Origin of the sequence: Pantoea sp. F_5 (assembly GCF_008631595.1) — a bacterium.
In the GTDB taxonomy this organism is placed as follows: Bacteria; Pseudomonadota; Gammaproteobacteria; order Enterobacterales; family Enterobacteriaceae; genus Pantoea; species Pantoea gossypiicola.
This window is the reverse complement of sequence record NZ_VWUO01000034.1, coordinates 1-13,336: the sequence shown is the minus strand read 5'-3', so window position 1 is coordinate 13,336 and position 13,336 is coordinate 1. Positions and strand designations below refer to the sequence as shown.

13 protein-coding genes are annotated in these 13,336 nt (G+C 55.5%); 2 read left to right on the top strand and 11 right to left on the bottom strand.

The window, feature by feature from the left end; translation table 11 throughout:
• From F3I44_RS23465 to F3I44_RS23415, 9 genes are all read right to left on the bottom strand, one after another.
• Positions 1 to 1,188 (bottom strand): glycoside hydrolase family 1 protein (locus F3I44_RS23465; protein WP_150019662.1); only part of this gene is annotated, 1,188 nt, incomplete at its 3' end.
• Between the two features lie 1,085 nt (positions 1,189 to 2,273).
• A complete protein-coding gene (gene repA / locus F3I44_RS23450; protein WP_150015779.1) occupies positions 2,274 to 3,149 on the bottom strand; it encodes an incFII family plasmid replication initiator RepA in 876 nt (291 codons plus the stop codon).
• The gene (gene tap, locus F3I44_RS23445) at positions 3,130 to 3,207 is read right to left on the bottom strand and encodes a RepA leader peptide Tap (protein ID WP_020323529.1); all 78 of its coding nucleotides are present in this window, start codon (positions 3,205 to 3,207) and stop codon (positions 3,130 to 3,132) included. Before tap ends, repA begins: the two co-directional genes overlap by 20 nt.
• Before the next feature lie 233 nt (positions 3,208 to 3,440).
• Positions 3,441 to 3,692, bottom strand: coding sequence for a replication regulatory protein RepA (locus F3I44_RS23440; RefSeq protein WP_150019661.1), 252 nt, complete (start codon positions 3,690 to 3,692; stop codon positions 3,441 to 3,443).
• A 152-nt stretch (positions 3,693 to 3,844) separates the two neighbouring features.
• Positions 3,845 to 4,390: a phospholipase D family protein gene (locus F3I44_RS23435; protein ID WP_150015777.1), complete on the bottom strand. Its 546-nt coding sequence runs from the start codon at positions 4,388 to 4,390 to the stop codon at positions 3,845 to 3,847.
• 155 nt (positions 4,391 to 4,545) lie between these two features.
• Entirely contained in the window at positions 4,546 to 5,346 is an 801-nt protein-coding gene (locus F3I44_RS23430) for a DsbA family protein (protein ID WP_150015776.1), read from the bottom strand.
• 1 nt (position 5,347) lies between these two features.
• Positions 5,348 to 6,031 (bottom strand): ProQ/FINO family protein, encoded by a 684-nt coding sequence (locus tag F3I44_RS24080; protein WP_223811743.1) that lies wholly within the window; start codon positions 6,029 to 6,031, stop codon positions 5,348 to 5,350.
• Between the two features lie 100 nt (positions 6,032 to 6,131).
• Positions 6,132 to 9,827 (bottom strand): AAA family ATPase, encoded by a 3,696-nt coding sequence (locus tag F3I44_RS23420; RefSeq protein ID WP_223811742.1) that lies wholly within the window; start codon positions 9,825 to 9,827, stop codon positions 6,132 to 6,134.
• Positions 9,828 to 9,963: 136 nt separating this feature from the next.
• Complete coding sequence (locus tag F3I44_RS23415; protein WP_150019660.1) at positions 9,964 to 10,470, bottom strand: antirestriction protein ArdA; 507 nt, start codon at positions 10,468 to 10,470, stop codon at positions 9,964 to 9,966.
• A 508-nt stretch (positions 10,471 to 10,978) separates the two neighbouring features.
• Between F3I44_RS23415 and F3I44_RS23410 the strand changes: the two genes are divergently transcribed.
• The gene (locus tag F3I44_RS23410) at positions 10,979 to 11,179 is read left to right on the top strand and encodes a hypothetical protein (protein WP_071531410.1); all 201 of its coding nucleotides are present in this window, start codon (positions 10,979 to 10,981) and stop codon (positions 11,177 to 11,179) included.
• A 168-nt stretch (positions 11,180 to 11,347) separates the two neighbouring features.
• Here the strand turns inward: F3I44_RS23410 and F3I44_RS23405 are convergent, their stop codons facing one another.
• Both F3I44_RS23405 and F3I44_RS23400 read right to left on the bottom strand, forming a co-directional pair.
• Positions 11,348 to 11,623 carry a hypothetical protein gene (locus F3I44_RS23405; RefSeq protein WP_139569857.1) on the bottom strand — a complete coding sequence of 92 codons (276 nt, stop codon included), beginning with the start codon at positions 11,621 to 11,623 and terminating at the stop codon, positions 11,348 to 11,350.
• The gene (locus F3I44_RS23400) at positions 11,614 to 12,261 is read right to left on the bottom strand and encodes a division plane positioning ATPase MipZ (protein WP_125366654.1); all 648 of its coding nucleotides are present in this window, start codon (positions 12,259 to 12,261) and stop codon (positions 11,614 to 11,616) included. The genes F3I44_RS23405 and F3I44_RS23400 overlap by 10 nt, the downstream gene beginning before the upstream one ends.
• 298 nt (positions 12,262 to 12,559) lie before the next feature.
• Here F3I44_RS23400 and F3I44_RS23395 point away from each other — a divergent pair, with 298 nt between their 5' ends.
• Positions 12,560 to 13,147 carry a recombinase family protein gene (locus tag F3I44_RS23395; protein WP_150019658.1) on the top strand — a complete coding sequence of 196 codons (588 nt, stop codon included), beginning with the start codon at positions 12,560 to 12,562 and terminating at the stop codon, positions 13,145 to 13,147.
• Positions 13,148 to 13,336: the final 189 nt, after the last annotated feature.

Here is a 13,336-nt window from a genome sequence, read left to right as displayed (position 1 = left end):
GGCAGACCAGTAAGAAAGCCCCCGCAGTTTTACGCCCTTATCGATAGCATTAAGAGCAGCCTTCAGATATTCAAAGATATACTGGCTCCGGGGGTCATCAATGACAACACCCTCCACAGCATCGGGCTCATCAAGCGCGAAGCCGGTTTCCGTAATATAAATAACGGGAGCGTCATAGTTCTCATGCAGGTACAAAAGCAGCTCAGTCAGCCCTTCGGGTTCAACGACGAATGAGGACTGTGTTCTTGGCAAATTTTCAGGTATTTTCCCTGAAAGGAAGCCGAAGAAGTTAAGCGGATTTGAATCAGCCTTAACGTAAAGCCGTGAGTAATAATTTACGCCCAGGAAATCAGGAATGACGCTGATGATGTCCATGTCCCCCTGCTGAATGTAAGGCTGAAGTGACGGGAGCAAATCCTGTGGATAGCCTTTGCCATAAAGCGGGTCAAGAAAAACGGCGTCGAATAGCGCCCAGGCCTTTTCTGCCGCCTCGTTGTTTCTGGCGGAGTCATCTTCACCCCGGGTCCGGGACAGGCTAAGTGTAGTCCCGATGCTGACATCCGCAGGCAGGTATGCTCTCAACGCAGCGAATGCCAGACCCTGGGCCAGATTAACATGATGAATAGCCGCAAACATCGAGTCCTTAGACATGACGCCGGGTGCAAACGTGCCGGTTCCATATCCCAGAAGCGCAACCGAACTGGGCTCATTGAAAACGAGCCATTTTTTTACCCGACTGTCCAGCTGCCGGGTTATTTTCTCCGCGTACTCAGCGAAGAGATAAGCCAGTCCTCTGTCTCTGAAATCGCCGGCCCACTGAGGAATATCCCAGTGGAAAAGTGTCGGGATAGGTTCGATACCGTTTCTGATAAGCAGGTCGATAATTTTATTATAGAACTCAATACCCTCTTTATTCAGTATGCCTTCATTCCAGGAGGGCTGAACACGAGGCCATGAAATGGAAAAGCGAAATGATTTAATTCCGGCCTGAGAAAGCAGGCTGATATCTTCCTGGTAGTTCTCTTCAAATTCAGTGCATTTTTTGTTGCTGTAAATATCTCCTTTCCCGGCCTTGTCGGTAAAAACATCCCAGTTACTTTTTCCCCTGCCATTTCTGCTTTCTGTCTGGGGGGCAGATGATGATACTCCCCACAGAAACCCCGGCGGGAAAGTATTATTTTCATTCATAATATAACGCCCTTAGTATTTAAGATAAAACTTACAACGCGGCTAAAAAAGTCGCACAAAACGGCTAATTATTTCGTATACAGACAATCAACAAAATCGGGGAGTTTCTTATTCCATTGATGTTCTGTGGCAGACATCACAAAATCTGAAAGATTTAAATTCCTTCATGGAATATATAACTTGTTTTATATGCCGCTTGCGGCATGGAGGCGCCAGAAACTGTCACATATTGCACTAACGTTGCATGGCGCCGGCCGCCCGGCGAAGCCGGTTCCGGTTTAATAGATTCTGCCTATCTCCATCCCTTGCCCTGCCAGACCAGACCCGCTGTCAGCAGTGCAGAAGCCTCTGTGCGCTGTCGGAGTGGTCACGACAAGGCGTAGCCGCAGTCGGGGCGTATCTCCGCGTTAGCGGGCCGTCAGGGCCGCCTACGGGCGTGTACTCAGTACCTCCAGCGACACCACACACAGCGACTCAGAATTCTAGTTACAACATCCATCATTAAAAGCGACGTTGTTCCGGGCCTTCGGCCCGGGGCGGCCTCGCTTTTCAGTGGTGGGGATGGGCTGTGAGGGTTCAGGCAGGCACTGTTCCTGCTTTTGAGTGAGCATTTTGAATGTTGTAACTATATGTGCTGTGGCGGGGCCCGTCGCGCAGCGATGGGAGCTACTCAGGTAGTTGCCGAACCGGCGCGGACATAGTCCGCTGCAAGGGCGGGCATTTTCAGGAGCCTGTCCACAGGTCAGGCGACGAACAGGTTATATATTTATATGAATGAAATAAAAGATATTTAAAAGAAGTACAGAGCAGGTTTTTAAAGGAAACCACGCACTTTGAAATCAGGTCGGCTGGCGCTCTGTAAGCATAGCGGTTGTAACCTTATGGAAAGGTCCCTTGCAGTTATTTGTAGGTAACTGAATCTGGCGACGAGATGTGGCCACTCTGATGCAATTTCTGGCCATTCTGATGGCGGAATGGGGTGAATGTCAGGAAGGACGGCCGTCATTTCGTGCAGAAAACCGTCAGTCTGGAGCTGCAGACGTGCGAAACCCTCCGGCGCCAGCCGGATTTTTCAGTCAGGTAGGTTATATGGGGACGGTGGCCAGCCGCGTGTAGTTGTTGCCACGCGACATTAGCATGCGCTCTTTCACGCGGCGCTCCAGCTCCCGCTTCATGGCATCAAGACCGCCGGTGAATCGCCCGCTGGCGTATTCCCGCGTCAGCTGTTGCTTCACCAGGGTCACAATGTCCTTACGGGTTCTGTCCGAGTCACGACGTGCACGGGCGCGTTTCAGGCCATGCTGTTTACGTTCGGACTGGTAGCTGCGGAACCGTTCGCGCACAAACCGCCAGGCCTTCGCTATCAGCTCGTCCATCTCCAGCGGCTTCAGGTTCTGCTTCTTACGCTGCTGATTTTCCCATTCGACGCGGCTGCGCCTCGCGGCCACAACAGCAACGTCAGAGACGTCAAGCGCGGAGAACAGTGCCGGCGTGAAGGTGATATCGGTCGGGATGTTGCAGCCAATCTGCGGGTCATACTCGGTCTGGTAGGTAATCAGCCCCAGCTCCGCTATGAACTTCAGCGCCCGCGTGGCACGAGTGATGGACAGATTGCCACTTTTTGACTCGGTGGCCAGACCGCACTCGATGGCCAGATTGGTGATGGAGCGCTGTACACGATTGGCCAGCGGGTCATAGTGGAAACACAACCCCTGGAGCAGTGCATCAATGGCACGACGACGCAGCAGAGGCGGCATCCGGTGACGTTTACCCAGCGAGCGTACAAACGCCACATGGACGGAAAAGTCAAAACGGGACGTGAAGCCCTCAGCTTTCGCCATCAGCTTACGACAGAACGGCAGGGTCTTTTTCCCTTCTCGCGGCGTGAATACCGGATTCGGGTTTTTGACCTGACGATAATGGGAGAACAGGGTCTGAGCGTCAGTCACACCTTCCCGCACTTATGTTGCACGGAAGGAGCAAATGGCACAGAAACAGGTATTGAACTTTTCTGAGCATAAAACTATACTCCCTGCATAGAGCAACAGCTTCTATACAGTTTAGGTAAGCCCCGTTAGTCTTCTCTGAGTCGCCAAACCTTGTGAAGATTATCGGGGTTTTGTCTTTTCTGGTCCCGGGTAGACACCTCATCAGAACCAGTTCCCTGCCACCTTACGGCGTGGCCAGCCAAAATTCTTCAAACGATCAGTAATCTAGCACTCAAAATCTTAAGTATCAAGAAAGTGAGTCCATCACGATGCTTTTCGACTAAAAGCTTCCCTTTCAATCAACTTTTCTAACACTTCAGCTTGAGTAACACCATCTTCTTCACAAAGGTTAGAAAGATACTCTTTGATTTCGAGCTTAATAAATACTTTCAGTTCTTTATGCGTAGCCCTTTTTTTAGCCGAAGCAATTTTCTGTCGCTCAGCTTCACTAAGGGGATTACCCTTTCTGTAAGCGCGTTTCGATGAGGAAGTTACTGCATTTCCGGACTGTGGCATCTCTGCCTCCTCAAGGATCAAGCAAGGATCGTTTCGCAGAGGATACTACAGATATCTGAAATCAGCGACTTAACTTTACGCGTAAGTGTGAGCCATGTTGGCGCATGGTTCACCAGGATAGATGTAGATTGCGGATCAAATGACGATGCGACTTAGTATGAAGAATGCCAGTCCGTTCCTCCGTCCCAGCGCGACTGCCAGTGCTGAAGGTAGGTTTGTGCCACTTCCGGCACCTCATTAATAACCAGCACATTCTCGCTATTCCGCGATGCAGCAGAGCGAGTGTAGTTAAAGCTACCAGCCTCAACTGTATGATTATAAACAATAATGACCTTGTCGTGCATGATGGCGTAGCAGTCGTTTGTGCGCAGCGGAATGCCGGCATTCACCACGATGTTCATTGCTGCCTGACTGGTTTTGCCCCGGTTTCCTTTCTCATCAAGCACAATTTTCACATCCACACCCCGGCGTTTTGCGCTGACAAGTGCGCTGACCACCTCCGGAGACGTAAATGAGTAGCCCATCAGCCGGATTTCGTGCTGTGCTGACTCAATAGTCTTAAGAACCAGCTGCAGCGCGCTGCCTTCAGGTGAAAAACCGGCCTGAACGGAGGGAGCAGCAGCAGCGGGCTGAAGACAGCTCAGCGAAAGGCAGACCAGACCGGACACGACCAGCTGGTGAAAGGTAAACTTACGCACTAAATAACCTCAGAATACGTGTTCAGGAAGGTGTTTTATCGCAAACCCCGTGGGCGGGAGAAACTTGCTTTTTCTCGCCCACGGGGTTGGACAACTGAACGCAGTGAGGGCGTCAGTTGTTTCTGTCCACATGTAGAACCTGCTGGTCCGGCAGGCTATTTTTTCGCGTGTCCCGCCGCCTTATCAATGGCGGCCTGCAGCACATTCTGGTCAGCCCCACCCGGGATCACCGTCACATTATCTGCAGTGACACCGTTTACCGGCATCACTATCATACCCGGCGTGCCGCGCAGCCCCAGATTCTGCGCCAGCGCATCGGTGCCCGACAGTACCTCCGGCATTTCATCATTTTTGCCCTCCAGCTTTCCGGCCTGAGCGGCCGCACTGTTGATGTCCGCCAGCGTCAGCCTGCCCTCGTCATGTCCGGTCGCGTAAAGGGCGTTGTGATAGGCGAGATACGCATCCGCGCCCTTCTGCTGGTAAATCTGCAGCCCGGTTTTCGCCGCCGTCAGTGACGGTGTCCAGCGCTGCGCAAAAATAGGCCACTCCTTAAATACGTACCGTACCTGAGGATTTGCCTTCATCAGTGACTCAATTACCGGTGCCTGACGTGCGCAGACTGAACACTGGTAATCAAAGAACTCGATAAATGCCACTTTCGCATCGGCGGGGCCATAGGATGGCGTGCCTTTATCGTTCAGCAGTGCGGCCTGATGCTTAATCACGGCGGCGGTCATCGCCTGCTGCTGCTTTTCCTGCTGCTGCGCCTGCAGTTTCTGACTCACCTCAACCAGCACCTCCGGATGGGCCAGCAGATAGTCCCGGGCCACTTCGCCGATATGTGCATCCAGCTCCGGGGTAAAGACCGGCGTGGTTTTCTCCGCCGCATTTGCCATACCGGACAACAGAGCGCTGGCCATCAGCATCGCCAGTGCGGTGCGCTTTACTGTTAACATGTTAATGTTCCTTTTTTTCATCTGTGGCGGCTGCTTTTGCCGCCTGGTTCTTCAGTTTGTTCGCCTGTACCCGCGCCAGCTTCAGCCCTGCGGCCACTTCACGCTCCGGAGGGACGAGAGAGTCCACCGAACCATCCGCGTTGTAGCATGCGACCCCGGCCGTCAGGCTGCTCAGATACGTTTCCGTCCGCGTCAGCGTTTTCAGACAGCGGCGTATCACCTTGCGTGAGAGCGGTAATGCCCGCTGCATGACATCCGCAAAGAGCTGCTCCCTTACCCCGATGGCCAGCGGGCGCAGCTGACCGCCAGCGAACAGGCCCGGCCAGTACGTACTCAGCGTCTGCACGGCGTCCGCCGGGCGCATCAGCCGTGGAGAACGGTCAGAATGTGGCTTTTCTGTCGGGAGCGGGGACGTCACCTCTGCCGCCTTTTTGGGCAAAGGTGCAGGCTGTTTTCTCTCCTCTGTCTTTTCCGGTTGCCGGCTGCCCGGCTGAGGCGTCCGGGAGCCGGGCGGTCTGTCATACGGCAGCGGCTTTTTGTTGCGTTTTGCTCCGGTGTTTACCACCACCGTTTTGCGCCGGAAAACCGTGATGTCCGCTTCCGCCTTGCTGGCAGATACGGACGTGCCGGCTGACGGAGCCTTACGCTTCAGGCTCAGGCGCGGACGGATTTTGTCATTATTCACAGGCTGACTCCTGTCGTGTTTTGATAGCTCAGGGTGACTGATATGCAAAGTATTCCACAGGACCGATGCGGGCAGCATTGATATTGCGCGTCAGAGTCGGTTACTCACCCATTTCCTTCTCCTTCACTATCTCCCGCTCAACCCGGTGAAGCTGGCCGGTCATACTTTCCCGCTGCCGCGCCTGCTGACGGTCCTGCTGCAGGACCTGACTCAGCCCGGCCTGCGCCTGCTGCCGGGCCTGTTCAGCCTCACGCTGCAGCGCACGGGATTCAGCGCGCTCCGCCTGATGCAGGGCATCCGGGCGTTCCGGGTCGTCAGGCACAGGCGGGACGGCCCCCGCCTCCTGCTGTCGCCGGGCCTCTTCAGCCAGCGCCTTCGCCATGCGCTGCTCTTCAGGCGTTTTAAGGCTCACCGGGTCCGGCATGTCGGCTGACTTACCGGCCGGGTGATGAGAGATATCAGCACTGAAACTGTCCGGCAGGACCAGCCCCCCGCTCAGTCGCTTCATGATGGCGTCCGGGGGTAACTCACCACTGACGACCACAATACCGTCGCCCGGGTGCTGCAGCCCCAGCTGCCGGGCTTCTGCCAGGTCCGCGGCCTGACGGGTCAGGCCGGTTTCGCTTTGCCGGAATATCACCAGTGTGGCATCTTCACTGCCGAGCAGGCGGGCGTTATCACTCAGGCCCCGCAACCGGCCATCGCCATCAAGCTGCACCTCCCGCAGCAATACCGCCCGCTGTACGCCGCTGGCGTCGTGCACCGGCAGCGCCACATGCGGCGCCGGATATTTCCGGCTGCCGTGGATAAAGCGGGCCTCGCCCGCCTCCGGTAACTGTGTTGCCAGTGCCCGCCCCAGGGCGCTGGCCGATAATGGCGTGGCTTTTTCCCACAACTGCCGTGCGGTTGCCGCCTGACGGTCATCATCGGCCAGCAGCACGTCGTGGGCCGTCTGCCGCTCTGCAGGCTGAGAGACCTTCTGCAGCCACTTACCCGGATTGTCGGTATAGACCTGGACATGCACTTTTACACGCGACAGCCCGACGTACGCATCGCGCAGCGAGGCCAGCGCTTTTCTGCCTCCGTCCACGCCGGCAAGCACGATGACGTACAGTGCGCTGGCTCCCTGAGCCTTGTGCGCTGTACCGGCATAGCCGTAGTCCAGATGACGGTCGGCAATGTCGGTATTCGGATTCAGGGTGCGGGTGTCCTCCCCCTGAGTCAGCTGCAGCTCGCCCTCTTTTGTCACGCCGGTGACGGTCCAGTTGCTGTTCGCTTCACGTCCGCGCTCGCGGTCAGAACGGGAGAAGCTGACCTTCTCCCCGACCGAGACGGCTATTTCGCGGAGCTTAAACACCGCGATATCCCGCAGGCTGCTCTCAAAGGCAGACAGCGCCTGCGCCTGACCGGTCTCATCAACCAGTTCGACATAACCGTTCTGGCGGCTGTCCTTCCCGGCACGGATGGTATAATAGCGATCGTTAATCAGCGCAATGTTGCCGTGTTGTGCAGCCATCCCCGCCACCGACTTCAGCCTGTCGGTCTGCGTTTTCACCCGGTCCAGTACGGTAATCGTGACCTCCCGGCCAAGCTCACCGCGCTCCTGCAGCTGAGCGTGGATGGCGGTATTTATGGCGTTTTTGTCGGCGTTGGTCTGGGTGACAATCAGCGTATTGTCGCGTGCTTCTGCGGTACGACCGGTAAAGTCATCGACGATGGCCTGAATCACCCGGTCACCCTGCTCTTCCTTCTGCTCTCTGGTCTGGGGGATGGCCACCACGGATTGCAGCGGTGACCAGCGACCCGGCGTTCTCGGCACCGTATCCGGCGTCACGCTGCGGATGGTATCCAGCGCCGCCGGGACCTGGCGGGCAATGACGGATTCAATCGCCGGTTTCAGTGCCGGACTCTGACGCACAATATCCTGCATGATGGCGGTATCTAACGGGCTGCGTTCCTGCAGCAGCGTGAAGGGCGCGCCGTTATCCACCGGCAGCAGCTGGTCCCGGTCACCGCTCAGCACCGCGCGACCACCGCCGGCGGCTATATAGCCCATCGCATCGGCCATATCCCGGTTACCCACCATCGAGCTCTCGTCCACCAGGAACAGGGTCTTACTGAAATCGGGCTTCTCTCCGCCCTGAATCCGGCGCTCCACATCCATCAGGAAGCTCGCCAGCGTCTGCGCTTTGACGCCGACATCAGCCATCTCACCCACCGCCCGGTGGGTCGGGGCCAGCCCGACAACCTCCGGGCGCTGCTCTGCCGGCAGGGTCTCCAGCGCCGCCAGGACGGTTTTCAGCTGGGTGGTTTTCCCCACACCGGCATAGCCCTGTATCCCGATGAAACGGTCGGTGCTCTCCAGTATCAGGCTGGAGGCCTGCCGCTGCCCCTCCGTCAGTCCTGCCGAGAGCACGCGCTGCGCATCCGCCATCAGAGGTGATTGCGAACCCAGCCCCTCCGCCACCAGGCGGATAATCTGCTTCTCAGCCTCATACGACGCTGCGGTCACATACAGCTGCTGTGCCATCCCTTTCGGCCCCGGCACCGGGATCAGCTCCCCGGCCTTCACCTGGCGGGCCACCTCCCTGTCGACATCCTCCGCGCGCAGGGAGGGATGCAGCGGCAGGGCGCTCGCCAGCACGTCCGGGCGGCTGAACACCACCTCACTCCCCTGTGTCAGGCTGACCGCCTGGCGTACCGCTTTTTCAGCCGGACTCATCAGACTGTCCCTGGCAGAGTCCAGTGCGGCATTCAGTTCCCCCTTATCCGGGTTCACCTGAGCCAGCGCCGTGCGGTACAGCGGCGAGCGGGACAGGCGACGCTCAGCCTCGTCCTGACCGAGGGGGGTGAATATCTGCACCCGGTCACCGCTGCGCGCCAGGGTGTTGAGCATCGTGGCACCCGTATCCCGCGCGGCCACGGCGGCGAGCACCGCCCCCTGCTCCCGAACCAGACTGCCCGGCGTGGTGACATAGCCGTGGTCAGCCTTTATCGCTTCTGTCAGGGGGACCACACGGGTCTGCCCCTGATGCTCAACCACCAGGGCATGTTTTTTAATCTTCGTCACTGTGACGCTGTCACCCGCACGTAACTTACCCTGACGGGCGCGCCAGGTCAGTTTCTCTCCCTCAGCTACCTCCACAGCTTTCGGCATGTACAGGCTCCAGGCGGCGTCCACGTTACTCAGCTTCAGCCCCTGACGCTCCCCTCTGTCATTCAGCAACGTGAGGCTGCAGGTGGCCGGGCTGACCCGGTCGATGGTGTAACGCACCGGCGTACGGCTGTCAGGTTCACGGTGCTCCAGCACCATCCCTTCCCGGTACGTGTCCAGCTGGCGGCGGTTTTTGCTGTCCAGCCATTGCGGTATCAGCGCGTTCACCGTCACGGCTTTCTCACTGAGCAGGCTATGCTCACGCAGTGCCTGGCGGATATCCGCGGTGAGGGCACGCTGCTCGCGCTCGCCACTGACCTGCGCTACCACACCGTCTCCCTGCTTGCTAAGGGTCGCATACTCCTGTGCAAGCGCGCTGTAACGCTGGCGTTTATCCGCCAGGCTGACCACGCTGACCGCAACCTGCGGCTCCGCGCCCGTCTGAAGGCGGGTTACACCCGCGTCCTCAAGCGTCTGCAGGGCATTGCCGGTTCCGCTGCGCCCGCCGCCGTCCATCAGCAGCATCTGCGACTGCGAACGCAGTGCCTGGTCCGTAACGGTCAACGCCAACGCCAACGCCAACGCAGGGATTATCACCAGAACAGAAATAACACTGACCAGCTGCAGCACACCGGTATTCATACTCTGTCACCACAGGGGCATCAGGAACTGGCGGGGATGCGCGGCGCCGCAGGCGCGGCGTACTTCGCCGGCAGGCAGAGCCTGCCAGGGTTCTGCGCGCGGGCTGACAGGCGGCTGAACCGCCTGCCGGAGTAAATCAGTTGCTGAAGACATGGCCGTCATGGAACACATAGCCGCTGCTGAACAAATCCCGGGCATACGCCTCAAAATCGAAGTAGCTGCGCAGCGGCTCCGGCACCTCATTTAACAGGCCCTTGCCCTCCACCATCTCCTGTGCGTAGTCTTCCTCGCTTTCTGCCTCGCCGCGGTACGCATCATCAAACGCGTCATAGTCACATTCACCGGTATACTCCGCCCAGGCGATAAAAGCGGCTTCCCTGCCCTCTTCTTCGGCGCGTTTGTAAGCGGCGATAAAATCCCAGTCCATGGCGCTTTCAGAGACAAACCGTGACGGAATGCCTTCCCAGTCCTGGAACATAAATTCGGCATCCCATTCATCGGCATGCAGCGCCTGACAGGCCTCGTAAAAATCCTCCCTGCCTTCAAACTCCGTCAGATCAAACCATTTGCCGAAAATGCTGCCGCAGTTGTATTTGTGATACGTGCCCACGTAAACAGCGGGGGTGGTGGTCGTAGTGCTCATAAAAAATCCTTCATAGTCGATGTCGTCTGAGTTCCGGCTTACGCCGTGCCGACACGACAGCCGGGCGAAAAGCGGAGGATGCAAGGGCGTCACCGAAGCCGCAGCGCAGTAAAAAAGCAGGAGCAGGCTGGACGGTTTGACGGCGAAAAATGAGCCGGAAAACGACGGGAAGACGGCGGATAATGCCTTTGAAATAAACTGCGACCGGGTGAAGGTGACGGCGTTTACGCTTCCCTTGCATCAGCCGCGGCCCGGCTACAGTAGCGGCACGGCGTTCATAGCAGAGCGGTATGAATGAGGAGCGCAGCGACATCGTATTTTCATCGTTGCTGTCCACAATTTCGGTGGGCAATCCTGTGTATAAAGTGAGGGTATTCTGCGCAGGTCGCTACCAGCACGGATGACAGCACGCCTGACAAAACGGTTATCTTTTAAACACACTACGCAGACTTCACTTTTCCTGGCGTGGTATGTTGATGCTGACTGTAAAAAACCGGAGCGGAGAAAGATGGACAGAGAAATGCTGGCAGAGTGGCTGCGGGATATTGCCCAACATATAGAAGAGGAAAGTCCACTGATTCGTGATGTCAGTGTGGATGATGCCCTTTCCGATGAGGGGCTGGCCAGAAAGATCATCACCATCACGTTCAATGCGCCTGGTCGCGCCCCACAGCCTGAAGAAGACGTCAGCAGCATCCCCCGGCATTAAATAACCTTAAGGTGTTAGCCCCGGGAATTTGCCGGGGTTTGAACATATCTACGACAGAGATCAGTCACGGTGTAGCCAGAAAGAACAAAACTATCAGGCAGGAAAGCGCATCATTATTTATCAAAAAAAATTAATAATAAATTGATAAATTGATAAATTGATAAATTATCAACTATTACTATTCCGCCGTTCCAGATATTGCTCTAGAGCCTCTCGTATGACAGCACTGGTGTTTTTCGGACCAGAGCCGCTGAGTTTGTTTTCTGCTGACACTCGGGTAATTGCCTGATCAAGCGAGAGAGGAAGAGCAAGACTCCGCTGTACTGTTTTTTCAGTTTTAACGATGACCGCAGGCTCCCCATATTGCTTATCAGCCAGTTTGTCAGCGAGAGCTGCAACCTGAGCATCGGATGGTTTTTTAGCAGACCGTGGTTTTAAAGCCATTTGGAATACACCTCTTCGATAAGTTGCTCCACCTCCTCTATTGCAGTTCTGTTAGTTGCCTCCAAAACAGATTTCCCAAGAGGAACAACATCTCGATAGATTTTTCGTTCACAGTTAATGGCATTAAGAGGAGGTAAGGTTGGGAAATCCTTCAGGTATTCAAGAAATTCTGCACGTTCTTTACCACGCAACACAGGATTAGTAGTCGCCCGTGTCTGGTACATATAGAGGTTTAAATCAGGATTTAGATCCTGCCAAGCCTCCAGTTGGCTTTCAAGCTCTTCCAAAGTGTCCAGATCGAACTGTGAGCATAAATGTGGAGCAATTATTATATCAGCCACAGCTCCCGCATTAGCCAGTTCACGACTATTGCGACCAGCCACATCGACAATTACGTGATCAAACTTTTCATCGAGCTGACGCAACGTTTGGCTGATGTTTCCATATTTCTGAATAAGGGTTATGCGAGGTAACAGGTCTGATTCCTCACGAGAAGCATGCCACTTTGCCGCTGATGACTGAAGATCAGCATCCAAAAGGCAAACATCCTTCCCGCGTAATGCCAAGGCAATCGCAATGTTAGTAGCGGTCGTGCTCTTTGACGCACCGCCTTTGTTTGAACCTATAACTGTAATCATAGGGACCTCAAGTGCTAATGGAAGTTATGAGGTCACTCTATCATAAAAAAATAAATTGATAATATAATTTTTTATCATTTTATCATTTTATGGTTTTATCAAAATAATAATCCATAAACACATACCCACTCAGGTCCTGACTCATAGAGTGAGATAGCTGCATTTATGTATACCTCAGCGGGATGTACAAAACCGACCGGTTTCGTACACTACTTACAATATCTGTCCAAAAGTTAGTGTAATTAGTTTTGGACATGCCCTATAATTCGTACATCCATTTCGTACAGAAAATTATGCCATGTCACGAGTTTTTGCTTACTGTCGGGTCTCCACGCTTGAACAGACAACGGAAAATCAGCGCAGAGAAATTGAAGCAGCCGGTTTTACCGTTAAACCCCAGCGCCTGATTGAGGAACAAATCAGCGGGTCAGTGGCCGCCAGCGAACGACCCGGTTTTGCCCGGTTACTTGATCGCATGGAAAATGGCGATGTGCTGATTGTGACCAAACTTGATCGCCTGGGCCGTGATGCAATGGACGTGCGAAAGACCGTGGAGCAGCTGGCAGCGTCCGGTATTCGCGTACACTGCCTCGCGCTGGGTGGTGTGGACCTTACCAGCGCGGCCGGCAAGATGACCATGCAGGTCATTTCGGCGGTGGCAGAGTTTGAGAAAGACCTGCTGGTTGAGCGCACACATTCCGGCCTGGCAAGGGCCAGAGCAGCAGGCAAACGGTTTGGCCGGCCGCCAGCGCTGAACCAGGAACAACGGCAGGCAGCGCTTGAACACCTGAAAGCAGGTGCCAGTATCAGCGCCATTGCCCGCGAGTTTGGTACCTCACGACAAACCATCATGCGCCTGCGTGACGATGCAGTCAGCCCGGAGTGACCAGAATAAAGGAGAGGGGACCGAACCACCCCGGCACATTCTCCTGAAGGAATGGCAATTCCGTTCACCGCCAATGTTAGCTTTTTCCGGGCTGTGATAACATCTCAGGGTCATTTTTCAGAGCCCGGGCTGATGAAGAAGAAAAACAGCACACCCACGCCTCATGATGCCACGTTCAGGCAGTTCCTG

Coding starts and splice junctions, on each gene's coding strand:
- F3I44_RS23415 (WP_150019660.1), bottom strand. CDS start 10,470: ATGAGCACTACGACCACCACCCCCGCTGTTTACGTGGGCACGTATCAC.
- F3I44_RS23400 (WP_125366654.1), bottom strand. CDS start 12,261: ATGATTACAGTTATAGGTTCAAACAAAGGCGGTGCGTCAAAGAGCACG.
- F3I44_RS23430 (WP_150015776.1), bottom strand. CDS start 5,346: ATGTTAACAGTAAAGCGCACCGCACTGGCGATGCTGATGGCCAGCGCT.
- F3I44_RS23410 (WP_071531410.1), top strand. CDS start 10,979: ATGGACAGAGAAATGCTGGCAGAGTGGCTGCGGGATATTGCCCAACAT.
- tap (WP_020323529.1), bottom strand. CDS start 3,207: ATGCTCAGAAAAGTTCAATACCTGTTTCTGTGCCATTTGCTCCTTCCG.
- F3I44_RS23405 (WP_139569857.1), bottom strand. CDS start 11,623: ATGGCTTTAAAACCACGGTCTGCTAAAAAACCATCCGATGCTCAGGTT.
- F3I44_RS23420 (WP_223811742.1), bottom strand. CDS start 9,827: ATGAATACCGGTGTGCTGCAGCTGGTCAGTGTTATTTCTGTTCTGGTG.
- F3I44_RS23395 (WP_150019658.1), top strand. CDS start 12,560: ATGTCACGAGTTTTTGCTTACTGTCGGGTCTCCACGCTTGAACAGACA.
- F3I44_RS23440 (WP_150019661.1), bottom strand. CDS start 3,692: ATGCCACAGTCCGGAAATGCAGTAACTTCCTCATCGAAACGCGCTTAC.